At 62.4% G+C, this 23065-nt stretch carries 21 protein-coding genes; 6 read left to right on the top strand and 15 right to left on the bottom strand.

Annotation, left to right across the window (positions count from 1 at the left end; translation table 11 throughout):
- Positions 1-57: 57 nt before the first annotated feature.
- From KUA23_RS05625 to KUA23_RS05585, 9 genes are all read right to left on the bottom strand, one after another.
- The gene (locus KUA23_RS05625; protein WP_252993552.1) at positions 58-2394 is read right to left on the bottom strand and encodes a putative bifunctional diguanylate cyclase/phosphodiesterase; all 2337 of its coding nucleotides are present in this window, start codon (positions 2392-2394) and stop codon (positions 58-60) included.
- A gap of 491 nt (positions 2395-2885) precedes the next feature.
- Entirely contained in the window at positions 2886-4061 is a 1176-nt protein-coding gene (locus tag KUA23_RS05620) for an ABC transporter substrate-binding protein (protein ID WP_078047069.1), read from the bottom strand.
- The gene (locus KUA23_RS05615) at positions 4058-5032 is read right to left on the bottom strand and encodes a CobW family GTP-binding protein (RefSeq protein WP_078047068.1); all 975 of its coding nucleotides are present in this window, start codon (positions 5030-5032) and stop codon (positions 4058-4060) included. Before KUA23_RS05615 ends, KUA23_RS05620 begins: the two co-directional genes overlap by 4 nt.
- Positions 5029-5328: a hypothetical protein gene (locus KUA23_RS05610; RefSeq protein ID WP_078047067.1), complete on the bottom strand. Its 300-nt coding sequence runs from the start codon at positions 5326-5328 to the stop codon at positions 5029-5031. The genes KUA23_RS05615 and KUA23_RS05610 overlap by 4 nt, the downstream gene beginning before the upstream one ends.
- Positions 5329-5341: 13 nt before the next feature.
- Complete coding sequence (locus KUA23_RS05605) at positions 5342-6091, bottom strand: SDR family NAD(P)-dependent oxidoreductase (protein ID WP_252993551.1); 750 nt, start codon at positions 6089-6091, stop codon at positions 5342-5344.
- Between the two features lie 138 nt (positions 6092-6229).
- Entirely contained in the window at positions 6230-6991 is a 762-nt protein-coding gene (locus tag KUA23_RS05600; protein ID WP_078047065.1) for an SDR family NAD(P)-dependent oxidoreductase, read from the bottom strand.
- A gap of 10 nt (positions 6992-7001) precedes the next feature.
- A complete protein-coding gene (locus KUA23_RS05595; RefSeq protein ID WP_099494135.1) occupies positions 7002-8342 on the bottom strand; it encodes an MFS transporter in 1341 nt (446 codons plus the stop codon).
- A gap of 34 nt (positions 8343-8376) precedes the next feature.
- Positions 8377-9255, bottom strand: a complete 879-nt coding sequence (locus tag KUA23_RS05590) for a polysaccharide deacetylase family protein (RefSeq protein WP_003234086.1) — start codon at positions 9253-9255, stop codon at positions 8377-8379.
- A gap of 11 nt (positions 9256-9266) precedes the next feature.
- Complete coding sequence (locus KUA23_RS05585; RefSeq protein WP_099494134.1) at positions 9267-10589, bottom strand: amidase; 1323 nt, start codon at positions 10587-10589, stop codon at positions 9267-9269.
- Positions 10590-10926: 337 nt separating this feature from the next.
- On the opposite strand from KUA23_RS05585, the gene KUA23_RS05580 reads away from it, so the two are divergent.
- The 6 genes from KUA23_RS05580 to cmoB all read left to right on the top strand — a co-directional run bounded on the left by KUA23_RS05580 (position 10927) and on the right by cmoB (position 17540).
- The gene (locus KUA23_RS05580) at positions 10927-11916 is read left to right on the top strand and encodes a GntR family transcriptional regulator (RefSeq protein WP_100491426.1); all 990 of its coding nucleotides are present in this window, start codon (positions 10927-10929) and stop codon (positions 11914-11916) included.
- A gap of 222 nt (positions 11917-12138) precedes the next feature.
- Positions 12139-14559 carry an endopeptidase La gene (gene lon / locus KUA23_RS05575; protein WP_078047061.1) on the top strand — a complete coding sequence of 807 codons (2421 nt, stop codon included), beginning with the start codon at positions 12139-12141 and terminating at the stop codon, positions 14557-14559.
- A gap of 200 nt (positions 14560-14759) precedes the next feature.
- Positions 14760-15149 carry a protease inhibitor I42 family protein gene (locus tag KUA23_RS05570; RefSeq protein WP_252993550.1) on the top strand — a complete coding sequence of 130 codons (390 nt, stop codon included), beginning with the start codon at positions 14760-14762 and terminating at the stop codon, positions 15147-15149.
- Between the two features lies 1 nt (position 15150).
- Complete coding sequence (locus KUA23_RS05565) at positions 15151-15807, top strand: lysoplasmalogenase (RefSeq protein ID WP_100491427.1); 657 nt, start codon at positions 15151-15153, stop codon at positions 15805-15807.
- A gap of 36 nt (positions 15808-15843) precedes the next feature.
- Positions 15844-16587: a carboxy-S-adenosyl-L-methionine synthase CmoA gene (gene cmoA, locus KUA23_RS05560; RefSeq protein WP_078047058.1), complete on the top strand. Its 744-nt coding sequence runs from the start codon at positions 15844-15846 to the stop codon at positions 16585-16587.
- Complete coding sequence (gene cmoB / locus KUA23_RS05555; protein ID WP_078047057.1) at positions 16584-17540, top strand: tRNA 5-methoxyuridine(34)/uridine 5-oxyacetic acid(34) synthase CmoB; 957 nt, start codon at positions 16584-16586, stop codon at positions 17538-17540. The genes cmoA and cmoB overlap by 4 nt, the downstream gene beginning before the upstream one ends.
- A 123-nt stretch (positions 17541-17663) precedes the next feature.
- On the opposite strand, the gene tadA is transcribed toward cmoB, so the two are convergent.
- The 6 genes from tadA to rnc all read right to left on the bottom strand — a co-directional run bounded on the left by tadA (position 17664) and on the right by rnc (position 23037).
- Positions 17664-18161 carry a tRNA adenosine(34) deaminase TadA gene (gene tadA, locus KUA23_RS05550; protein ID WP_078047056.1) on the bottom strand — a complete coding sequence of 166 codons (498 nt, stop codon included), beginning with the start codon at positions 18159-18161 and terminating at the stop codon, positions 17664-17666.
- Positions 18161-19543 carry a multicopper oxidase family protein gene (locus KUA23_RS05545; RefSeq protein WP_252993549.1) on the bottom strand — a complete coding sequence of 461 codons (1383 nt, stop codon included), beginning with the start codon at positions 19541-19543 and terminating at the stop codon, positions 18161-18163. Before KUA23_RS05545 ends, tadA begins: the two co-directional genes overlap by 1 nt.
- Positions 19544-19810: 267 nt before the next feature.
- Positions 19811-20557, bottom strand: coding sequence for a pyridoxine 5'-phosphate synthase (gene pdxJ, locus KUA23_RS05540; protein ID WP_078047054.1), 747 nt, complete (start codon positions 20555-20557; stop codon positions 19811-19813).
- Positions 20558-20608: 51 nt separating this feature from the next.
- Positions 20609-21298, bottom strand: coding sequence for a DNA repair protein RecO (gene recO, locus KUA23_RS05535; RefSeq protein WP_099494129.1), 690 nt, complete (start codon positions 21296-21298; stop codon positions 20609-20611).
- A 154-nt stretch (positions 21299-21452) separates the two neighbouring features.
- Positions 21453-22355, bottom strand: coding sequence for a GTPase Era (era, locus tag KUA23_RS05530; protein ID WP_034102340.1), 903 nt, complete (start codon positions 22353-22355; stop codon positions 21453-21455).
- Positions 22348-23037, bottom strand: a complete 690-nt coding sequence (gene rnc, locus KUA23_RS05525; protein ID WP_016978270.1) for a ribonuclease III — start codon at positions 23035-23037, stop codon at positions 22348-22350. Before rnc ends, era begins: the two co-directional genes overlap by 8 nt.
- Between the last annotated feature and the right edge of the window lie 28 nt (positions 23038-23065).

The following is a 23065-nucleotide window of genomic DNA, read 5'->3' as shown; positions in this document are numbered from 1 at the left end:
AGCCGCCTTTTTCATACCCGTCGGAGCCGGCTTGCCGGCTCCTACAAGTGGGGGGGGTCAGACGGGGGAGCGTTCGCGGCGCATCCACATTTCGAACGCCATCGCATTTAACGGCCGGCTGATGAGGTAGCCCTGCGCGGTGTCGCAATTCCACTGCTTGAGCAGCTTGAGGCTGGGGGCAAATTCGACGCCTTCGGCCACCACCTTGAGCCCCAGGTTGTGGCTCATCTCAATGGTGGAACGCACGATCACCCCGTCACTGCTGGTGCTGTTGAGGTTACGCACGAAGGACTGATCGATCTTCAACTCCTGCACCGGCAGCCGCTGCAATTGCGCGAGCGAGGAATAGCCGGTGCCGAAGTCATCCACCGACAGGCTGATGCCACAGTCGCGCAGTTGCTCCAGCACGCTGAGCGCCTGTTGCGGGTTGTGCATGATCGCGCTTTCGGTGATCTCGAAGATCAGTTGCTCGGCCTCCACCTGATACTGCATCAACAGCGCGGTGACGCGGATCGCCAGGTCATCATCGGCCAGGTCGTCCACCGAGATATTCACCGACAGCTGGATCAGCATGCCGCGCTGCGCCCACTCGGCGATTTGGCGGATGGCTTCCTCAATGACCCACAGGGTCAGGCTGCTCATGCTGCCGGTGCGTTCGGCCAGCGGGATGAATTCGGCGGGCGACACCTGGCCCAGGGTCGGGTGCTGCCAGCGCAACAGGGCTTCGGCCTGGCGGACATGGCCGTGCTTGAGGTCGAGTTTGGGCTGGTAGCACAGGAACAACTCGCCCTCGATGGCGGCACGCCGCAAGTCACGGATAAGCGTGATCTGGCGTTGATGGGCGAGGTCGCGGTCCTGCTGGTAGATCTGCAAATGCCCCGGCAGGCTCGCGGCGTCATGCCGGGCGATGGCTGCGCGGCTGATCAACTCTTCCACCTGTTGACCGTCGGCGGGGTAAGCGGCGATGCCGATGCTGACTTCGTGGCGCAGCTCATCATTGCCGATGCGCTGGGGCTCGGTGAGCAGTGCGTAGAGGCGGTCGGCGCGGGCCACGGCGCGGTCGATCTCGGTGTTCTCCAGCAACAACAGGAACTCGCTGCCGGTAATGCGCGCCGCCGTGTCGCTGGCCAACAGGCTCATCGACAAGCAGCGACTGGCTTCGCGCAACATTTCTTCCACGCCCTGGGGACCAAAACCTTCGTTGATCACCCGGTAATTCTCGATCCCCAGGTACAGCAACACCACCGGCCGCCGCGCACTGATCGCACTGCCCAGGCGTTCCATGGCCAGGGCACGATTGGGCAGGCCGGTGAGCGGGTCGTGCAGCGCGTTGTGGGCCAATTGCCGCTCGCGCACGGCGATGCCGCTTTGCATGGCGTTGAACGCGCGGGCCAGCAGCCCGAATTCATCATGGCTGCGCACGCGCACCGGCGTGCGGTAGTCGCCGGCACCAATACGCTCAGCCGCCTGCACCAAGGCATTGAGCGGGCGCGATACCCGTCGCGCCAGGAACAACGCACCGGCCAGCGACACCAGCAGCACCGCCAGGGCGATCCCGAGGAACTGCCGGTCCAGCGGCGCGAAGGATTCCAGGGCGTGGTCAAGCGGGCTTTGCAGTAACACCCGCACTTCATCGCCATCGCCGGTATTGGCCAGCGGCAAAACCTGGCTGAGCACACGTTCGCCATAGAACAGGTGGATCTTTGGTTCGGGGTCGACGTGCCCTTCGCGCAACAGGCTGAGCGTAGCGGCCTGGTAGGCATCCGGCTGCGTACTGAACAGCGGGCCGGGCTCGCCGTTTTGCACGCTGAGGAACGACACCTCCAGGTTGCTCATGGAGCGCAGTTCATTGGCGAACAGTTTGTCCATGGGAAAGCCCATGACGACACGGGCGATGGGCAGCGGGTTGAGCACTTCATCCTGCACCAGCAGATAGGGGCGCCCGTCCATGGCCACGATCAGCATTTGCAACCCCGTGCGCCGCGCGTGGCGCAGGGCATCGTCGTAGGGGAAGAACTGACCGCGCATGAGGATGGGCAAGGTGCTGACCATGACCTTGCCATCCAGGCCCAGTACGAACACTTCGCTGGAGCGGATACCCGTGCCGTGGCGACGCAGGGCGGCGAGGATCGGCGCGGTCTTGCCTTCGACCACGGCCTGTTTGAAGGGGAGATCGGCGGTCAGCCAGTCCAGGCCGTATTGCAGGCGACGTCCGCGCAGGTCGAGCAGACGTTCGAACACTTGGCTGCCGGTTTTGAGTTGGAATTGCGCCTGGTTTTCAACGGCGCGGGAGGTGGCGGTCTTGACGGCGAAATAGGTGGCGGCGACGACGACCAGCAGCAACAGCGCGAGCACCCCCGCGATACGGGTTTGAAACGTGTGGCGCCACCTCATTGCAGTGCCCTCTGGCGGCGTGCGCCTCTCTCTGCCACTGCGTCCTTTTGTCATGTGCATTCCTTGCGACAGCTGACCTGGCGTCAAAAAAACATCAATTTTAATGGAGTATTGGGTCTGAGGAGATTAGCTGGGAGTAGGGTTAAGTGCACCCAATAAAACCGGGGAATTTGGTGGTGGTTTTTTGGCGACAGAGGGTTGGCTTGATGGATCGGGCGTTGGTTACATATCCAGTATTTGGGTGATGGCTGACAGGGGCTCCGCCCTGATTGGATCAAAAGCAGGTAGGTGTAGGAGCTGGCTTGCCAGCGATGCAGGCGATTCGGTACATCAGGCCCACCCAGGTGATGCCATCGCCGGCAAGCCGGCTCCTACACGTTGACCGAGATCGGCTTTCAATATCGGTCGGCTACAAGGCCGCCGCGTTTGCTTTTGATCCTAGGCGCCCCGTTAAACACGCTGGCCGAACGCAGCAACGGATATGCACTCAATCAAACACAACGAGCCCGCATAAAATCCCCCCACCGCCGCACCAAATAGTTATGCTCATCCATCACCGAATTCCACACCGCAATATGCCCCATACGCTGCTCATAAGACCCCCCATCCCGCACTTCCCCCACATCAATCAACGGCAACCCATCACTGCCCAACAACTCCTCCCGCGCCGGCTTGCCCGCGTACCAGTAATCCCACTCCGCACTGCTCAAGTGGTCACGGCTACGCGCCGGGTTACCAATGTAATACCCCTGCCGCGCCATCACCGCCCCCGGCCAACCGGACAGCCACCAATTCAGATACGCATAGGCCGCATCCAGCACCGGCCCCTTGGCATGCCGCGACAACGACAACCCACCAAACCACGCCCGATACCCCTCGCGCGGCACCGCCAGGCGGTATTTCACCCCGGCGCGATGCAGGCGCATCAAGGTCGGTGACCATAGGCTCTGGATATCGATACTCGGGCTCAGCATCAACTGCGCCGCCTCTTCATCGTCGGACCAGAACGCTGCGAAGTGTCCTTCTTTCTGTTTACGCACTAGGATGTCAGCGAGTACATCGATCTCTTCGATGCTCATGTTGCCGATGTCCCTGAAGCTGGCCAGCCCCGCGCCCTGCACCGCCAGCGCGGCATCCAGGGCGCCGATGGCGGCGTCGCTCTGCAAGGCGGTGCGCGCACGCCACGCGGGGTCGAGCAGCCAGCCCCAGCTTTCGTTGCCGTGGCAAAAACCTTCGGGCAGGCGCTCGGGGCGATAGGCGAAGCTGTCGGCGTTGTGGGTCAGGGGCAGCATGCTGATGCGCTCGGTGACCGTGCTGCCGAGGCTGCCATCGTGCTGCACGAATAGCCGCTCGCTGGGCACGCTGCCACTGCCCAAACGGTCGTCGGCCGACAGGCGCCCGCGCTTGGGCAGGTCATTGATTTCGTGCCACAGCGCGATGCGCCGCGTGTCGATGGGCTGGATCGCCCGAGCCGGCCACACGAAGTCAACGTTGTGAAACCACTGGTCGTACAGGTCATAGCTCTCGGGCTGCATCACCGCGATACGCTGGGCCTGTTCGACGTCGTGCACCTGGTAGACCAAGCGAATGCCCAGCTCCTCTTCAGCGCGCACGCGCAGGCATTCAAGCAGGGTGACCGACGTACCGAGAACGCGGAGTGTGATCATGCCGCGAACCGCCGCGAGAACGCTTCAAACGAACGCTTGAGCAGCGCAGGCTCGAGGCCACGTAGGATAAACACCAGGCGTGATTGGCGGTCAGTGCCCGGCCACGCGGGCAAATGCACCGGCGCATGCAGGCAATGCTGCACGCCATGAATGACGATGGGGGCGTTACTGGCGTTCACGTTGAGCAGCCCTTTGACGCGGAGAATTCGTTCGCCGTGGCATCTTAACAGCATCGACAACCATACCCCGAAACCCACCCAATCCAGGGGCTGGTCGAAGGTCAGGCTGCACACTTGCGCGGCGCCGTGGGTGGCCGTGGTGGTTTGATGCAGCTGCCAGCGGCTGACTTCCATGGCGGGTTCGGCACTGCGCAGGCCTTCGCCCAGCAGCAGTTGGTCGCCGCTGTGGATGTCATGGGTATCGAGGATCGGCGTGCCGGCATTGAGCGCTTGCAGATGTGCGCGCAGTGCAGCGCAGTCACCCGCCAGATCAGTCTTGCTCAGCAGCAAGCGATCCGCCGCCGCCACCTGGGCCAGCCATTCCGGGTGCAGGCGTTCTTGCAGGACGGCATGGCTGGCGTCCACCAGGGTGATCACCAAGCCAATATGAAAACGCCCGCGTAACTGCACGTCGTTGTTCAGGGTGGCCAGGATCGGCGCCGGGTCGGCCAGGCCGGTGGTCTCCAGGATGACCCGCTTGAACGCCGGGATCTCACCGCGCTCACGGCGTTGCAACAAGGTCAGCAAAGCCTCTTTCAACTCGCCACGGATCGAGCAACACACGCAGCCGCTGGGCAGCAGCACCGTATCCGGCGCCACTTCTTCCACCAGCAGATGGTCGATACCGACATCACCGAATTCGTTGATCAGCAACGCGGTGTCGCCCAGGCTTTCACCCTGCAGCAGGCGCTTGAGCAAGGTGGTTTTACCGCTGCCGAGAAAGCCGGTGATGACGTTGAGGGCAATACTCATGAGGCTGACTCCAAGTGGTCCAACAAGCGCGGATCAAGGGGATCCAACGGGCGGCCGAGCATGGTTTCGGCCGCCTGCCAGAGTTGATCCAGACCGCTGGCCAATGCCTGCTTGCCAGTGGCGCCGAGCAGCAGATACGACGCGCCCTGGAAGTCTTCGACCTTGAGCCGGAACACCGCCAGCACCTGATTGATCGCCGCGATCCGGCGCAGGCGTTCGCGGCGCCGGGGTAATTCATCGCCCAGGGGATCGCTCCAGTGCAGGTCTTCGCCGAGCAGTCCGCAGAGTCCGCACATGGCTACACCTCACTCATGGCATGACATCGCCGGAGTTCGGGCCCAGTGTCTGGCCAACGAACAGATTGCCGCCGGGCTCGCTGGCCAGCAGCACCGCAACCGGCGCCACTTCATCGGCCAGGCCGAAGCGGCCCAGGGGCAACTCCTTGGCCTTGGCGCGTTTCCATTCTTCGCTGATACCGCCCACCAATGGCGTTTCAATCGGGCCCGGTGCGATGGCGTTGACCAGCACGTTGTCCTTGGCCACTTCCAGCGCCAGGGACTTGGTAAAGCCGATCATCCCAGCCTTGGCAGCCGCATAGTGAGTCAGTTCGGCGCCACCCTTGATGCCCAGTTGCGAGGCGACGTTGATGATCCGGCCCCAACGCTGCGCAAGCATGTGCGGCAAGGCGCGTTGGCTGGCGACGAACACACTGGTGAGGTCGACGCGCAGCATGTCGTTCCACATCTCGATGGTCAGGTCGACACAGCGCGCCTGGGTGAGCATGCCGGCGTTGTTGACCAGGATATCGATACCGCCGAACTGTTCGACGCAACGGTCGACGCTGGCCTGGGCGCCTTCGACGGTGCCGACGTCGGCCAGGCATTCGAACACCTCGGCGCCAAGGTTGCGGCAGGTGATCGCGGTTTCGGCGAGGCTGGCGGCGTTGCGGTCGGCCAATACCAGCCGCGCGCCTTCGGCGGCGTAGGCACGGGCGATGGCGGCGCCGATGCCGCTGCCGGCGCCGGTGATGACGGCGCGGCGGTGAGTCAGTTGAGGCATGTAAATTCTCCCGAGACAAACACGGTTCTAATGTGGGAGCTGGCTTGCCTGCGATGGCGGCGGGTCAGCCACACATGTGTTCACTGATACACCGTTATCGCAGGCAAGCCAGCTCCCACCTTTTTAAATGGGGTGCAGTCAGTCGGGCCAGCGTACGGTCAGGCCGCCGTCGATGACGATGCTCTGCCCGGTCAGGTAACTCGACGCTTCACTGGTCAAAAACTGCACCAGCGACGCGACTTCATCCGCCCGCCCTACCCGCCCCAGCGGAATCGCGCGCGCCGCCTTGGCCAAACCTTCCGGTCCCAGCGAGTTCTTTGCATCCAGCGACTGCGGCGTTTCAATCAACCCCGGGATCACCGCATTGCAACGAATCCCCAGTGGCGCCAACTCCACCGCCAGCGACCGGCACAACCCCGGCACACCCGCCTTGGCGGCTGCGTAATGGCTGTGTTCCTGCCAGCCATACACACCACCGGCAATCGATGAAATCGCCACCAGCGCACCGCCTTCGCTCATGTGTCGGGTCGCTGCGCGGAAGGTGCGCATCACCCCCGTGAGGTCGACATTGAGCATCTCGTCCCACAGCGCGTCGGTCATCTCCAGCAAGGGTGCGCGGCGCAGCAAACCGGCGTTGGCCACTGCGTAATCCAGCCGGCCAAAATGCTGAATAGCTTGTTCGGCCAGGGCGTCCACCGAGGCGGTGTTGCCCACGTCCAACGGCAGCATCAGGCATTCGCCACCCGCCTCTTCCACCCGGCTGACGGTGGTCTGCGGGTCATGGGGATCGGCCGGGAAATACCCGCCCACCACCGCCACGCCATGACGGGCATAGGCCACGGCGAGGGCTTGGCCGATGCCACTGGCGGCACCGGTAATCAACGCAACTTTACGGCTCATCGATCACTCCTTACTGAACGGTTTCCGGACGCACATGGCGTGCGGCAAACATCAACGCGCCGGAAAGGAAGCACGGCAGCGCGCCGAACCACAGCGCGGCGGTCTGCCAGTCGCTGCCGGCGGACAACACTTGGGTCGCACCAAAGCCTGCGACCACCGCACCAATCGGGCCCATGGCATGGATGATCGCGCCGCCGGTGGCGCGGATGCTGGTGGGGAAGCTTTCACTGATAAAGAACAGCGCCGCCGAGTACGGCCCGATCAGGAAGAACAGGCCCAGGCTGTACAGCCCGACCACCATCGGCATATTGCTGGGGCCAAACAGCATCCCGGCGAACGACAGGCCGCCAAGCATCCAGCCCAGGCCGATCACGTTGCGGCGGCCGATCTTGTCGCCCATCCAGCCGTGGCTGAGGTAACCGCAGTAACCAACCAGGTTCGACAGCACAAGGATGATCAGCGAGTTCTCGAACGAGATGTGGTGCACGCTGACGATCACCGAAGTCCCCAGCACGCTGAATACTTGGATCGCGGCCCAGTTGAGCAACAGTGCCGCGCCGATCACCAGGGTGGCGCGCCGCGCCGGGCCACGGAATGCCGCTTTCAGGCCGGCCTTGCTGTGTTCGTCGTAGTCCACGCCGTAGGTCACGGCGACGTTCTGCGCTTCCTTCACCGCGCCGCTTTTACGCAGCTCGCTGATGCGCTGGTGAATCTGGAACTGCGGGCTCTCCTTGAGCTTGCGCGCCATGATCGCGATCACCACTGCCGGGATGGCGGCAAAGATGAAGCACCCCTGCCAGCCGATGATCGGCAGCAACAGCGCGGTCAACCCGGCAGCGATCAACGCACCGACCGGCCAGCCACCCTGCACCAGGCTGTAGATAAACCCACGGCGCTTGGTCAGGCGCGGGTCTTCCGAGGCGCCGTACAGCTCGCTCAGGTAAGTGGCGTTGACGGTTTCCTCGGCATAACCCAGGCCGCCCAGCGAACGGATCAGAATCAGCGGCGACTTGCCCCACGCGCCGCCAATCGCCGTCAGCGCCGAACACAGCGCAGAGCCGGCCACGGTGAAGATAATGCCTTTGCGCCGGCCCAATTTATCGACGACGGGGCCAATGGCAAAGGCGACCACCGCCGTACCCACCGCCACCCAGGTCGCGATTTCAGCTTGCTCCACTTCACCCCAGCCAAAGTGCCGGCCAATCTCCGGCAGCAAAGTGCCGAAGAGGATGAAGTCATACACCGCAAACACCCAGGCGAAAAACGCGATCCAAGTGGCGAAACGCACCTCCTTGGACGTCAGTTGCCGGGGTTTCCAACCAGTCAGGTCAAGCTTGTTGTAGATGGACATGGGTCGCGCCTCAGGGGGGGCTGTGTTTTAAGGGTCAGGTACGGGGTTGGCGGCGGATGAAATCGTCGGCGATTTCGTCGAAGGTGACGAAGCGCACGCCGGCATGGCTCTGGATGTGTTCGATCAGGCGCTCCAGCATCAGCAGCACTTGCGGGCGGCCGGAAACGTCGGGGTGGATGGTCATGGTGAACACCGCGTGTTCGTGTTCGCGGTAGACCCAGTCGAACTGGTCGCGCCACATTTCTTCGAGGTGACGCGGGTTGACGAAGCCATGGCTGTTGGGGGCTTTCTTGATGAACATCATCGGCGGCAGGTCGTCCAGGTACCAGTTGGCCGGGATCTCCACCAGGTCGGTTTCTTCGCCGCGTACCAGCGGTTTCATCCAGGTGTCGGGATGCTGGCTGTAGTCGATCTTGGTCCAGCTGTCGCCCTTGCGCACGTAGTAGGGGTGGAAGTCGTTGTGCATCAGGCTGTGGTCGTACTTGATGCCTTTTTTCAGCAGCAGTTCGTTGGTGACCTTGCTGAATTCCCACCACGGCGCCACATAGCCCGTCGGGCGCTTGCCGGTGACCTGGGTGATCAACTCGATGGATTTATCGAGGACGATTTCTTCCTGCTCGGCGGTCATGGCGATGGGGTTTTCGTGGCTGTAGCCGTGCACACCAATTTCGTGACCGGCGTCGGCCACGGCCTTCATCTGCTCGGGGAAGGTTTCCATCGAATGGCCGGGGATAAACCAGGTGGTGCGCAGGCCGTAGCGTTCGAACAACTTGAGCAGGCGTGGCGCGCCGATTTCACCGGCGAACAGGCCACGGGAGATGTCGTCCGGCGAATCTTCGCCGCCGTAGGAACCGAGCCAGCCGGCGACGGCGTCAACGTCGACGCCAAATGCACAGAGGATGTCTTTAGCCATGGTGTGTCTCCTTAAACGTTAAGTACGGTTTCGACGGACAACGCGGCGCGCAGCAGGCGTGCGTCTTCTCCCGTCGGGGCGCTGAGCAGCAACCCGGTGGGCAGGCCCTGGGCATCGCGGCCGCTGGGCAGGTTTACGCCGGGCATGTCGAGCAGACTGCCGGGCATGGTCAGGCGCAGGGTGGCGAGGTTGGTGTTGACGAACAGGTCGTCGTCGCCCGCCAGAGGCGCCAATGGGGGCGCGACGTGGGCGACGGTGGGTGTGATGAGGATGGCGCCGTCGAGGTCGTCGACCAGTTGCTGTTGCAGGCGGCGACGTGCATCAGTCAGGTGGATGAGCTGGCTGGCTGGCAGTGAACGCGCAGTTTCGAGGCGGCGGCGCACGCGCGGGTCGAGCAGCTCGGCGTCGGGGCTGTCGAGCAGCGCTTCGTGCAGGGCGAAGGCTTCAAAGGCGCCGAGCCAACCGTGGTGTTTGATCAGGTCCAGGGTCGCCTGGAACGTTGGGCATTCGCGTTCTTCGACCAGCGCGCCCTGGGCCTTGAGTTGCTCCACCGCGCGCAGCAGATTGTTGCGCACAGCGGGTTCAGCGTCCTGTTGCGCCAACACAAAGCGCTGGCCCTTGAGGCTGCGGGCCGTGTGGGTTTGGGTGCGGCCATGCAACAGGTCGTCGATGGCCAGTGCATCGCGCACGCTGCGGGTCAACGGGCCAAGGCTGTCGAGGGTGTGGGCCAGGGGGAAAACCCCATCGCGGCTGTAGCGTCGGCTGCTGCTGCGGTAACCCACCAGGCCATTGAACGCCGACGGGATACGGATGGAACCGGCCGTGTCGGTGCCCATGGCGATAGGCACGATGCCGGCAGCGACGGCGACCGCCGAGCCGGACGACGAACCGCCCGGAATACGCGGTTGGTCAGTGCCATGGGGATTGTGCGGCGTGCCGAAATGCGGGTTCAGCCCCAAGCCAGAATAGGCCAGTTCGCTGAGGTTGGTCTTGCCGACACTGACCATCCCGGCGCGGCACAACAGGCCGACAGTGGGGGCATCGAGCAAGGCCGCGGGCGCGTTGCGGCGGTAGGCGGCGCCCGCCGTGGTGACGCTGCCGGCCACATCAAACAGGTCCTTCCAGGCCAACGGCACGCCATCGAACACGCTCACTGGCTGGCCGGCGCGCCAACGGGCGGCGGCGGCTTCGGCTTCACGGCGGGCGCGTTCGCCCGTCAGGCTGATAAAGACGGCAGGCACCTGGCTGGCTTTCTCGAGTGCCTGTTCGAGGGCTTGCACCGGGTCGCTGCGACCGCTGGCGAAATCCTCGGCCATTGAAGTGGCATCTGACATCAGAATGACCCTCACAAAACGTACATATTAATAAAATGTACATTTTACGAAGGCAGCTTTCGTGCCAGTCTTAGCCGGGATCTTGGTTCGCAAAGAGTGAATCCCGCCTAGAGCATCGGGATAGATAGCTTTAAAGAGTAGGAAAAATGCTTGCAGGTGGGCGGGAAAGCACCTTCAATGAAATAATGTATCTTTTATTAATAAGTACATTTTGGTGCAGAAAAGTAACATTCCTACCTACAAGGCCCCAAAAAAGTGCCCGCGACGTGGCGCAGAGTGACAGGCGCAACTTATGAGAGAATCCCCGGCCACCGTCCTACAGCCTCCAGAGAAAGCGATGAAAGCAGTGTCCGCCTCGGCCTCCCGTTACGCGATGATTCATCAGGTGTTGCGTGACGCGATCGTCAACGGTACTGCGCGCCACGGCCTGGTCTTGCTGGAAGCACCGCTGGCCGAATTGTTCGGCACCAGCCGCGTGCCGGTGCGCAAGGCCTTGGACCTGCTGCACGCAGAGGGCCTGATCTGCCGCTTCAACGGCCGGGGTTACCTGATCAACCCCGAAGGCCTGGCGATGGAGCCGCTGCGCCTGCCCTTGAGCCACGCTCACCTGGGCCTTAACGGTGAAGATGAGCTGGTGGACACGCGACCACTGGGCGAACGCATCGTCGAAGAGATCGGCGCGGCGTTGTCCACCTGTATTGCTTTCGGCCATTACCGCCTGGATGAGCAAGCTGCTGCCGACCACTACGGCGTCAGCCGCGCCGTGGTGCGCGAAGCGCTGATGCGCCTGCGCGACCGTGGCCTGGTGGAAAAGGAGCCCTACTCCCAATGGCTGGCGGGGCCGTTGACTGCACGAGAAGTCACCGAAGACTACGAACTGCGCGCCTGCCTGGAGCCCGAAGCCCTGCGCCAAAGTGCCCCCCACCTCGACCGCGAATTGCTGGAGGCCATGCTGCAGCGCGTGCTGGATGCCCAGGAGAGCGCGCATTGCAGCCTGGAGGCCATCGAACAGATCGAGGAAGACTTGCACCAGCGCTGCCTGGCCGGCCTGCAGAACCGCAAAATTGCGGCGTTGATTCGCCAGGGCCAGAGCCCGATGATCATCAGCCGGATTTTCTACCGTTTGCTGGGGATCGGTGCTGATCCGGCCATGTTGGCTGAGCATCGCCTGATTCTGGAGCTGTTGCTGCATGGCGCGGTGGACGCGGCGGCGCTGAACCTGCGCGAGCACCTGCAGCGGGCTCGGCAGCGGATGTTGCAGCGCTTGAAAGTGCTCTCAGTGCTGCCCGAACAGCCGCTTCCCGCCTACCTGCACAAAATCAGCTGACCGCACATAATTCCAAATGTGGAAGCGGGCTTGCTCGCGAATGCGGTGGGTCAGTCAAAGATATATTCACTGATCCACCGCTTTCGCGAGCAAGCCCGCTCCCACACTGGCCCTGCGGCGTAGTCGAGAATTTCATGCAATATGTTGCTATCTCGCCGCGACCATTGAAACCACCGCCGCCCCGCCCCATCTAAGCACCATACTTCCTTATGCAGGTGCCCCATGAGCGACCAGCAAGATTTCCCTGATTACGACTTGAACGACTACGCTGACCCCGAAAACGCTGAAACCCCGTCTTCCAATACCGGCCTGGCTCTGCCTGGGCAAAACCTGCCGGACAAGGTCTATATCATCCCGATCCACAACCGGCCCTTCTTCCCGGCGCAAGTGCTGCCGGTGATCGTCAATGAAGAGCCGTGGGCCGAGACGCTTGAGCTGGTGAGCAAATCCGAGCACCACTCCCTGGCGCTGTTCTTCATGGACACCCCGCCGGAAGACCCGCGCCACTTCGACACCTCCAGCCTGCCGCTGTACGGCACCCTGGTGAAGGTACACCACGCCAGCCGCGAGAACGGCAAGCTGCAGTTCGTCGCCCAGGGCCTGACCCGTGTGCGCATCAAGACCTGGCTCAAGCACCACCGCCCACCGTATCTGGTGGAAGTCGAGTACCCGCACCAGCCGAGCGAACCGACCGACGAGGTGAAGGCCTACGGCATGGCGCTGATCAATGCGATCAAGGAGCTGCTGCCGCTCAACCCGCTGTACAGCGAAGAGCTGAAAAACTACCTCAACCGCTTCAGCCCCAACGACCCGTCGCCACTCACCGACTTCGCCGCCGCGCTGACCTCGGCCACCGGTAACGAGTTGCAGGAAGTGCTCGATTGCGTGCCCATGCTCAAGCGCATGGAAAAAGTCCTGCCGATGCTGCGCAAAGAAGTCGAAGTCGCGCGCCTGCAAAAAGAACTCTCCGCCGAGGTGAACCGCAAGATCGGCGAGCACCAGCGCGAGTTCTTTCTCAAGGAACAGCTCAAGGTCATCCAGCAGGAGCTGGGCCTGACCAAGGACGACCGCAGCGCGGATGTCGAGCAGTTCGAGCAACGCCTGGAAGGCAAAGTGCTGCCGGCCCAAGCGAAGAAACGCATAGATGAAGAACTGAACAAACTGTCGATCCTCGAGACCGGTTCGCCGGAATACGCGGTGACGCGCAACTACCTAGACTGGGCCACTTCAGTGCCGTGGGGCGTGTACGGCGAGGACAAACTCGACCTCAAACACGCGCGCAAGGTGTTGGACAAGCATCACGCGGGCCTGGATGACATCAAGAGTCGCATCCTCGAATTTCTCGCGGTGGGCGCCTATAAAGGCGAAGTCGCCGGCTCCATCGTGCTGCTGGTGGGCCCGCCGGGCGTGGGCAAGACCAGTGTGGGCAAATCCATCGCCGAGTCCCTGGGCCGGCCGTTCTACCGTTTCAGCGTGGGCGGCATGCGTGACGAGGCCGAGATCAAAGGCCATCGCCGCACCTACATCGGCGCGCTGCCAGGCAAGCTGGTGCAAGCGCTCAAGGATGTGGAGGTGATGAACCCGGTGATCATGCTCGACGAGATCGACAAGATGGGCCAAAGCTTCCAGGGCGACCCGGCCTCGGCGCTGCTGGAAACCCTCGACCCGGAACAGAACGTCGAATTCCTCGATCACTACCTGGACCTGCGCCTGGACCTGTCCAAGGTGCTGTTCGTGTGCACCGCCAACACCCTGGATTCCATCCCCGGCCCGCTGCTGGACCGTATGGAAGTGATTCGCCTGTCGGGCTATATCACCGAAGAAAAAGTCGCCATCGCCAAGCGCCACCTGTGGCCCAAACAGCTGGAAAAAGCCGGCGTGTCGAAAAACAGCCTGACCATCAGCGACGGTGCCCTGCGTGCCTTGATCGACGGTTATGCCCGCGAAGCCGGGGTGCGACAGTTGGAGAAACAACTGGGCAAGCTGGTGCGCAAGGCGGTGGTCAAGCTGCTGGATGAGCCGGATTCGGTGATCAAGATCGGCAACAAGGACCTGGAAAGCTCGCTGGGCATGCCGGTATTCCGCAATGAACAAGTGCTGTCCGGCACCGGTGTGATCACCGGCCTGGCCTGGACCAGCATGGGCGGCGCGACCTTGCCGATCGAAGCGACGCGCATCCATACGCTCAATCGCGGCTTCAAGCTCACCGGTCAGTTGGGCGAAGTGATGAAGGAATCCGCCGAAATCGCCTACAGCTACATCAGCTCCAATCTGAAGTCGTTTGGCGGTGATCCGAAATTCTTCGACGAAGCCTTCGTGCACTTGCATGTGCCGGAAGGTGCCACGCCAAAAGATGGCCCGAGCGCCGGTGTGACCATGGCCAGTGCGCTGCTGTCCCTGGCGCGTAACCAGCCGCCGAAAAAAGGCGTGGCCATGACTGGCGAGCTGACCTTGACCGGGCATGTGCTGCCGATTGGCGGGGTGCGCGAGAAAGTGATCGCGGCGCGGCGCCAGAAGATTCATGAACTGATCCTGCCGGAGCCGAATCGGGGCAGTTTTGAGGAATTGCCGGAGTACCTGAAGGAAGGCATGACGGTGCACTTTGCCAAGCGCTTTGCGGATGTGGCGAAAGTGCTCTTCTGATAGTTATGTAGTGCCTGGTCTGGCCTCATCGCAGGCAAGCCCGGCTCCCACAGGGATCGGTGTTGTTGATGACAAATCGGTCAAGTGTGGGAGCGGGCTTGCCCGCGATGGCGTCTGTCGCAACAACACAAATCCCTCTTGTCACACCTCGTCTCATCTTCGGTTATGCTCGCCCTTCGTCGTGAATGAACGGAGCCCCCATGACCGCTGCCCGCCTGCTTCTCCCCTTGAGCCTTGCCCTACTGGCCGCGTGTGCCAGCGCACCGAAGCAAAACATCAGCGTGGACAACCAGAGCGCCTGCCCGCTTCAACTTAAAACCGGGCAAAACCTGATCCTCACCCTGCCAAGCAACCCCACCACCGGTTACCGCTGGGCCATCCAGGACTCCGCGGGCGGCGTGCTGCGCGCACTCAGCCCAGAGGTGTACAGCAGCACAGAATCCGGCGTGATCGGCGGCGGTGGCCAGTCGACCTGGCGCTTCCAGGCCTTCGCGGCAGGCCAAGGCCGTTTACGCTTGACCTCCCAGCAGCCCTGGGAACCGGAAGCCGAACCCGCCGAAACCTTCGACTGCGCCTTTACGGTGAACTGATATGCCATGGCTGATTCTTGCGTTGATGGGCGCCGGCACTTTTATCTACGGCCTTGCCACCCATGCCACCTTGTTGTGCCTGCTGGTCAAACCGTTGCCGGTACTGGCACTGCTGGGCTGGCTGCATGACGCGCCGCCCACCGACTATCGACGCTGGATCAGCCTGGGGCTTATTTTTTCCCTGGTGGGCGATGTACTGCTGGCCTGGCCGGGCGACCTGTTCATCTTCGGCTTGGGTGCCTTCCTGTTTGCGCATTTGGCGTACCTCAAAGCCTATTTCAGTGACTGTCGCCGCTTGGCGCTGCTGCCGCTGGTATTGGCGCTGGGCGTGGGCGCGATCCTGCTGAGCATCCTGATCTCCCATGGCCTGGGTGACTTGCTGATTCCAGTGGTGGTTTATGCAACCGTGATCAGTGTCATGCTCTGGCGTGCGTTGGCGCGACTGGGCAGCGACGTGCCGAAACGCTCGGCATGGCTGGCGGCGGCAGGTGCGGTGTCGTTTGTGTTTTCTGACACGCTGATTGGTATCAATCGGTTTGTGGTGGCGTTCGATGCAGCACCTTATTTGCTGATCACCACGTATTGGCTGGGCCAGTGGGGCATCACTGCCTCGGCTTTCCATCAGACAACCCGCGCACATGAGGGCCAACTTGGCTAAAATGCCGGCCTTTCCCCAATCGTCGCCGGAACAACCGTGAGCAAAGAACCCGATCGCCTTTTCGCCCAGCCCCTGCCCCAGGTGCCGGACTTCGCCTTTAACGAGGACGTGGTGCGGGTGTTCCCGGACATGATCAAGCGCTCGGTGCCCGGCTACCCGACCATCGTCGAGAACCTCGGCGTACTCGCCGCGCAGTTCGCCCAACCCAACAGCATGCTGTATGACCTGGGATCCTCGCTTGGCGCGGTGACCCAGGCCCTGCGCCGCCATGTGCGCACCGACGGTTGCCGGGTGATCGCTGTGGATAACTCGGCGGCGATGGTCGAGCGTTGCCGTGAATACCTCAATGGCCAGGACTCGATGTTCCAGGAGCTGCTGCCGGTCGAGGTCATCGAGGGCGATATCCTCGCGCTGCAGTTCCAGCCGGCCTCGGTGGTGGCGTTGAACTTCACCCTGCAATTCATCGCGCCCGATGAGCGCCTGGCGCTGCTCTCGCGCATCCGCCAATCATTGTTGCCGGGCGGTGCATTGATCCTTTCGGAAAAGCTGCGCTTCAATGATCCCGAAGAACACGCGCTGCTCACCGACCTGCACATCGCGTTCAAACGCGCCAACGGCTACAGCGAACTGGAAATCGCCCAGAAGCGCAGCGCCATCGAAAACGTCATGAAGCCCGACAGCCTCGAAGAACACCGCGAACGCCTGCTGGCGGCCGGGTTCTCTAAAGTCGTGCCGTGGTTCCAGTGTCTTAACTTTGCCTCGTTGATTGCCTTGCCATGATTGATCTGTCCCCCCTCGCCCGCCACTTGGTCGGCACTCCCCTGGCCGTGTGGGCCCAGGGCCTGCAAGCGCAACTCGATAGCAAGATGGAAAAGGGTCATGGCGACCTAGAGCGTTGGCAGAGTGCGTTGGATGCGCTGCCTGCGATCCAGCCCAGCGAAGTGGATTTGCTCAATGGCCTGACACTCGACACCGACTGCGACGACGATACCCGCGCGCAAATGCGCACCGCGTTGATGGGCCTGAGCCCTTGGCGCAAAGGCCCGTTCCACCTGTTCGGCGTGCATGTGGACACCGAATGGCGTTCGGACTGGAAGTGGTCGCGCGTGGCCCCACACTTGGACTTGAAGGGCAAGCGCATCCTCGATGTCGGCTGCGGCAACGGCTACTACATGTGGCGCATGCTCGGCGCCGGTGCCGACAGCGTAATTGGCGTGGACCCGAACTGGCTGTTCTTCTGCCAATTCCAGGCGGTGCAGCGCTACCTGTCCGAGCCCAAGGCCTGGCATCTGCCGTTCCCGTTCGAAGACCTGCCAGCGAACCTCGAAGGCTTCGACACGGTGTTTTCCATGGGCGTGTTCTACCACCGCCGCTCGCCGATCGAGCATTTGCTGGCACTGAAGGACACCTTGGTCAAAGGCGGCGAACTGGTGCTGGAAACCCTGGTTGTCGAAGGCGATCAGCAGCAAGTGCTGGTGCCGGAAGATCGTTACGCGCAGATGCGCAACGTGTGGTTCCTGCCGTCGGTGCCAGCTTTGATGCTGTGGCTGCGGCGTGCCGGGTTCAGTGATGTGCGCTGTGTGGATGTGAGCGTCACCACCGTCGAGGAACAGCGTGGGACAGAGTGGATGAAGTACCAGTCGCTGAGTGATTTCCTTGATCCGGAAGATCACAGCAAAACCATCGAAGGGCTGCCGGCGCCGATGCGAGCGGTAATCATCGCTCGCAAGTAACCCCCACCTCCCTAAATGTAGGAGCGGGCTTGCTCGCGAATGCAGTGGATCAGCCATGTATAGAGTGACTGACCCACCGCATTCGCGAGCAAGCCCGCTCCCACATTGGTTTTCGAGTGTTCTTTAAAGGGTGGCTTTTGCCCGGCGCGCCTTGAAGAATTCGCTCAAGACCGTCCCGCACTCTTCTGCCAATACCCCGCCTTCAAACAACACCCGATGATTCAAAAAGCCTTGGGTAAAAAACTGCCCCTGGCTTTGCACGATCCCGGCCTTGGGCTCCAGCGCGCCATACACCACCCGCGCAATCCGTGAATGCACGATCAAACCGGCGCACATGCTGCACGGCTCCAGGGTCACATACAGGGTGCTGCCCACCAGGCGGTAGTTGCTGATGGCTTGCGCGGCGGCGCGGATGGCGACCATTTCGGCATGGGCGCTGGGGTCGTTGCCGCTGATGGGGCAGTTGAAGCCACGGCCGATGATTTCTCCGTCCTGCACCAACACAGCGCCTACGGGGACTTCACCCAATGCAGCGCCTTGGGCGGCAAGGGCCAGGGCTTCGCGCATGAAGTCCTGGTCGCGGCTGCGGTCGATGATCGCGGTGGGGCGAAACTGACGCATCACGCCACCTCGATGGCGGCCATCAGGCCGGTTTCCATATGGTCGATCACGTGGCAATGGAACATCCACACCCCGGGGTTATCCGCCACCAACGCCACGCGAGCACGCTCGTTCTTGCCCAGCAGGTACGTGTCGGTGAAGTACGGAATCACCTTGTGGCGGTTCGAAGCGATCACCTTGAAACTCATGCCGTGCAGGTGGATCGGGTGCTGGTACTGGGTCATGTTCTTCAATTCGAAAATGTAGCTCTTGCCCTTTTCCAGCTTGGCAATCGGGCGGTCGGCGCAGGTCTTGTCGGTGATGTCCCAGGCCTGGCCGTTGATCTGCCACAGGCTCGGCGGCTTGCCGTTGTCGACATTGACCGAAACGGAGCCCACCCACTCGAAATTGAAGTTGAGTTTCTCGGCATTCGCCAGGTCCGGCTCGCTGATCGGGTTGGCGGGCAACGCCGGCGGCCACTCGGTCGGCGCATCGGTGTTGGCCACCGAACGAAACGTGCCGAGGCGCACCGGGCCGTTGCGGATCGACAGCTCTTCGCCAGCCGGTGGCGCCTTGATCGCCAGGCAGATACGCATGCCCGGGCCCAGCCAGTATTCCTTGCCCAACGGGCGCGGCTCGATAGGGTTGCCGTCCAGCGCGTAGATATGCGCTTCAACGTCGGGAATATTGATGCGATAGGTCAAAGTGTTGTCGAGGTTGAGCAGCCGCACGCGGGTAATCTGCCCGGCCGGCAGATCGATCACTGCCTGGGACACGCCGTTGATCGTCGACAACCGCCCCGCCGTGCCGCCACGCGCCGCTTCACGGGGAATGCTGAAGGCCACGAAAGCGCCCTCTTCGTCCACGTGCCAGCTTTTCAGGCTGAGGGTGCGCTCGTGCTTGAAACCGGTGGGTTCGCGTTCCTCGATGATCAGCGGGCCGACCAGGCCACGGCCGAGCTCTTCGCTGCTGTTCACATGGGGGTGATACCAGTAGCTGCCGGCGTCGGGCACGCGGAATTTGTAATCGAAATATTCGCCGGGTAGCACCGGCAATTGCGAGACGTAGGGCACGCCGTCCATTTCCAGTGGCAGGCGGATGCCATGCCAGTGAATGGTGGTGGCGACCGGCAGGTGGTTGATAAAGCGCACCCGCAGCCATTCACCCTGGCGCACGCGCAATTCGGTGCCCGGCGCGGATGGGCCGAATGCCCAGGCCTCAGTCTTGTGCCCCGGTACCAGTTCCACGTCCAGCGGTGCGGCGATCAGTTCGTAATCGTGCCCGGCCTCGGCCTCGGCGACTTTCCCCAGCCAGTAGCGGTAGGCGCCACCGGCCCCCACACCCACTACGGCCAGGCCTGCGAGACCACCCAGGATTTGTCGACGGGAAAAGGATCGGGACACAACAACCTCACGTATCTGCCGCAGGCCCGGGGCCTGCAAAGGGCAGATACGATACACCTGCATCGGCTAAACAGTAAGGCTTCGCATTGCCGCATGGCTGAAACGCGGGGAAAAACACCAGAGATCAAAAGATGGAATACGCCTATGTGAGAGCGGGCTTGCTCGTGAATGCAGTGGGTCAGCCATACATGAATCGACTGACACACCGTATTCGCGAGCAAGCCCGCTCCCACACAGCCCATTTCCACAGGGGGATTGCGGTGTTATTTAGTGCTTGGCAGCAGCGCTCAGGATCAGGGCTTTCATCTCGGCGACGGCGCCCTTGAAGCCGACGAACAGCGCATGAGCCACCAGCGCATGGCCGATGTTCAGCTCGTTGATGCCCTTGATCGCGGCCACGGCTTCGACGTTGTGGTAGTGCAGGCCATGCCCGGCGTTGACGATCAGGCCTTCCTTGAGGCCGCAGCTCACGCCGTCAATGATGCGTTGCAGCTCGTCGGCCACTTCGGTGGGCGTGGTGGCATCGGCGTATCGGCCGGTGTGCAGTTCGATGGCCGGCGCACCGACACGACGCGACGCTTCGATCTGGCGCTCGTCGGCGTCGATGAACAGCGAGACTTCACTGCCGATTTTCGACAAGCGCTCCACGGCGGCCTTGATTCGCGCTTCCTGGCCGGCCACGTCGAGACCGCCTTCGGTGGTCAGTTCCTGGCGGGTTTCCGGGACCAGGCAGATGTGCGCCGGGCGGATGCGCTCGGCGAAGGCCATCATTTCTTCAGTGACGCCCATCTCGAAGTTCATACGGGTTTGCAGCACGTCCTTGAGCAGCAGCACGTCGCGCTCCTGGATGTGCCGGCGGTCTTCGCGCAGGTGCACGGTGATGCCGTCGGCGCCCGCTTCTTCGGCGTCCAGCGCGGCCTTGACCGGGTCAGGGTAACGGGTGCCCCGGGCCTGGCGCAGGGTAGCGACGTGGTCGATGTTGACGCCAAGGAGAATGCGATTGCTGGTGGTCACGGAAGCGCTCCTGAAAAGGGAAAGAATCGGTGCACAGCATACACGGGGATGTCAGGGCTTTCGAAACAACTCGCGACTGACCAGCGGCCGTCCGCCCAGGTGCACGGCCAGCGCCTGGCGCATCAGGCGCTTGGCGGCGGACAAGGCGCCGGGCGCCGTCCAATCCGCTTCGCTCATGGCCAACAGCTCGGTGCCCTGGAACAGGCCGGGTTGCAGCAGGTACACGCGCTCAAGGCCGGCGTCGACTTGCAGGCGGTAGAGGCCGTCGGCGGCGATGGGGTCGCCGTGCAGGTCGTTGGCGAGTTCGAAGCCGTAGCCCAGGTCGTCCAGCAGGCGCCATTCAAACGCGCGCAGCAGTGGTTCCAGCGGGCGGCCTTCGGCCAGGGCCAACAGCGTGGCGGCGTAGTGATCAAAGACCGCAGGGTGCGGGTCTTCGGCGGGGAGCAGGCGGATCAACAGTTCATTGAGGTAGAGGCCGCTGAACAGCGCCTCGCCATTGAGCCAGGCAGAAGTGCCGACGCTTTCCATGCGACCGACGTTTTTCAACTCGCCTTTGCCGCGAAACTCCACGTCCAGGGCCACGAAAGGCCGCGCCAACGTGCCCGCCTTGCCCCGCGCGCTGCGCAACACCGCGCGCAGGCGGCCTTGGGGCGTGAGGAAGTCCACCAAGGCGCTGGTCTCGCGGTAGGCGCGGCTGTGCAGGACGTAGGCGAGTTGGCTGGGGGGTGGGGATTGGGACATGAAAGTCTCTTCGCGGAACTTAAGAACAGCGATAAACCAATGTGGGAGCGGGCTTGCCCGCGATGCAGGCACCTCGGTTTTTCAGTTGCACCGAGGTGATGCTATCGCAGGCAAGCCAGCTCCCACACAAGCCGGCTCCTACAGCGGAGCGATCTTACAGGTCGCCGTAGCCCAGGGAGCGCAGTGCACGCTCATCATCGGACCAGCCACCCTTCACCTTCACCCACAGGTTGAGCATGATCTTGGAATCGAACAGCAATTCCATGTCCTTGCGCGCCTCGGTGCCGATGCGCTTGATGCGCTCGCCCTTGTCGCCAATGATGATCTTCTTCTGGCCGTCACGTTCGACGAGGATCAGCGCATGGATGTGCAAGGTCTTGCCCTGCTGCTTGAACTCTTCGATCTCGACGGTGATCTGGTACGGCAGCTCGGCGCCCATCTGGCGCATGATTTTCTCGCGCACCAGTTCGGCGGCAAGGAAACGGCTGCTGCGGTCGGTGATCTGGTCTTCCGGGAAGAAGTGCTCGTTCTCCGGCAAGTGCTCGGCGATCACGCGCTCAAGGGCATCGAGGTTGTGGCCGTGCTGGGCGGAGATCGGCATGATCTGCGCGTTCGGCAGTTGTTCTTGCAGCCAGCTGAGGTGCGGCATCAGCTCGGCTTTGTCCTCGATACGGTCGGTCTTGTTCAGCGCGACGATCAACGGGCCGGTGACGTACTGCACACGCTCGAGAACCATCTGGTCTTCGTCGGTCCACTTGGTGCGGTCGACCACGAAGATCACCACGTCAACGTCTTTCAACGCCGCCGACGCGGTCTTGTTCATGTAGCGGTTGAGGGCTTTCTCGCCGCCTTTGTGCATGCCCGGGGTGTCGACGTAGACCGCTTGCACGGTGCCTTCGGTCTTGATGCCCAGCATGTTGTGGCGAGTGGTCTGCGGCTTGCGCGAGGTGATCGCGAGCTTCTGGCCGAGGATGTGGTTAAGCAACGTGGACTTGCCCACGTTCGGGCGGCCGACGATGGCAACATAGCCACAGCGTGTTGCGGTTGAATCAGTCATGGCCATTCTCCACGCCCAGGGCAATCAGTGCTGCAGCGGCCGCTACCTGTTCGGCAATACGACGGCTCACACCCTGACCTCGGCTTTTTTCATTCAGTAAGGTGATTTCACATTCCACGAAGAACACGCGGCAATGGGGCTCACCCTGGATATCCACCACTTCGTAGCGTGGCAGTTCGCAACCGCGGGACTGCAGGAATTCCTGCAGGCGGGTCTTGGGATCTTTGTTGGTGTCGACCAGCGTGAGGCTTTCGATCTCGGACGTCAGCCACGCGGTGACACGTTCCTTGGCCGCTTCCATGCCGGCATCGAGGTAGATCGCACCGATCAGCGCTTCGAGAGCGTCAGCCAGGATCGATTCACGCCGGAAACCGCCGCTCTTCAATTCGCCAGAGCCCAGGCGCAGGTACTCGCCCAGGCCGAAGCCACGGGCCAGCACGGCCAGGGTCTCGCCCTTCACCAGGCGCGCGCGCAAGCGCGACAGCTGGCCTTCACGGGCTTGGGGGAAGCGCTCGAACAGGGCTTCACCGGCGACGAAGTTGAGGATGGCATCACCGAGGAATTCCAGGCGCTCGTTATTGCGCCCTGCAAAGCTGCGGTGTGTAAGGGCAAGGACCATCAATTCCTGGTCCTTGAAGGTGTAGCCGAGCTGGCGCTCGAGACGGCTTAAAGAAACGCTCACGGTTTACCCATATCTGTTTGGTGGCACC

Origin of the sequence: Pseudomonas pergaminensis (genome assembly GCF_024112395.2) — a bacterium.
Classification (GTDB): domain Bacteria; phylum Pseudomonadota; class Gammaproteobacteria; order Pseudomonadales; family Pseudomonadaceae; genus Aquipseudomonas; species Aquipseudomonas pergaminensis.
Note: the sequence above shows the minus strand (reverse complement) of the source record. Positions and strands in the feature narration are given on the sequence as shown.

What these genes read in the sequence shown, in the direction of transcription:
- KUA23_RS05625 (WP_252993552.1), bottom strand. Translation starts at nt 2,394, where the DNA reads ATGAGGTGGCGCCACACGTTTCAAACCCGTATCGCGGGGGTGCTCGCG.
- KUA23_RS05620 (WP_078047069.1), bottom strand. Translation starts at nt 4,061, where the DNA reads ATGATCACACTCCGCGTTCTCGGTACGTCGGTCACCCTGCTTGAATGC.
- KUA23_RS05615 (WP_078047068.1), bottom strand. Translation starts at nt 5,032, where the DNA reads ATGAGTATTGCCCTCAACGTCATCACCGGCTTTCTCGGCAGCGGTAAA.
- KUA23_RS05610 (WP_078047067.1), bottom strand. Translation starts at nt 5,328, where the DNA reads ATGTGCGGACTCTGCGGACTGCTCGGCGAAGACCTGCACTGGAGCGAT.
- KUA23_RS05605 (WP_252993551.1), bottom strand. Translation starts at nt 6,091, where the DNA reads ATGCCTCAACTGACTCACCGCCGCGCCGTCATCACCGGCGCCGGCAGC.
- KUA23_RS05600 (WP_078047065.1), bottom strand. Translation starts at nt 6,991, where the DNA reads ATGAGCCGTAAAGTTGCGTTGATTACCGGTGCCGCCAGTGGCATCGGC.
- KUA23_RS05595 (WP_099494135.1), bottom strand. Translation starts at nt 8,342, where the DNA reads ATGTCCATCTACAACAAGCTTGACCTGACTGGTTGGAAACCCCGGCAA.
- KUA23_RS05590 (WP_003234086.1), bottom strand. Translation starts at nt 9,255, where the DNA reads ATGGCTAAAGACATCCTCTGTGCATTTGGCGTCGACGTTGACGCCGTC.
- KUA23_RS05585 (WP_099494134.1), bottom strand. Translation starts at nt 10,589, where the DNA reads ATGTCAGATGCCACTTCAATGGCCGAGGATTTCGCCAGCGGTCGCAGC.
- KUA23_RS05580 (WP_100491426.1), top strand. Translation starts at nt 10,927, where the DNA reads ATGAAAGCAGTGTCCGCCTCGGCCTCCCGTTACGCGATGATTCATCAG.
- lon (WP_078047061.1), top strand. Translation starts at nt 12,139, where the DNA reads ATGAGCGACCAGCAAGATTTCCCTGATTACGACTTGAACGACTACGCT.
- KUA23_RS05570 (WP_252993550.1), top strand. Translation starts at nt 14,760, where the DNA reads ATGACCGCTGCCCGCCTGCTTCTCCCCTTGAGCCTTGCCCTACTGGCC.
- KUA23_RS05565 (WP_100491427.1), top strand. Translation starts at nt 15,151, where the DNA reads ATGCCATGGCTGATTCTTGCGTTGATGGGCGCCGGCACTTTTATCTAC.
- cmoB (WP_078047057.1), top strand. Translation starts at nt 16,584, where the DNA reads ATGATTGATCTGTCCCCCCTCGCCCGCCACTTGGTCGGCACTCCCCTG.
- tadA (WP_078047056.1), bottom strand. Translation starts at nt 18,161, where the DNA reads ATGCGTCAGTTTCGCCCCACCGCGATCATCGACCGCAGCCGCGACCAG.
- recO (WP_099494129.1), bottom strand. Translation starts at nt 21,298, where the DNA reads ATGTCCCAATCCCCACCCCCCAGCCAACTCGCCTACGTCCTGCACAGC.
- era (WP_034102340.1), bottom strand. Translation starts at nt 22,355, where the DNA reads ATGACTGATTCAACCGCAACACGCTGTGGCTATGTTGCCATCGTCGGC.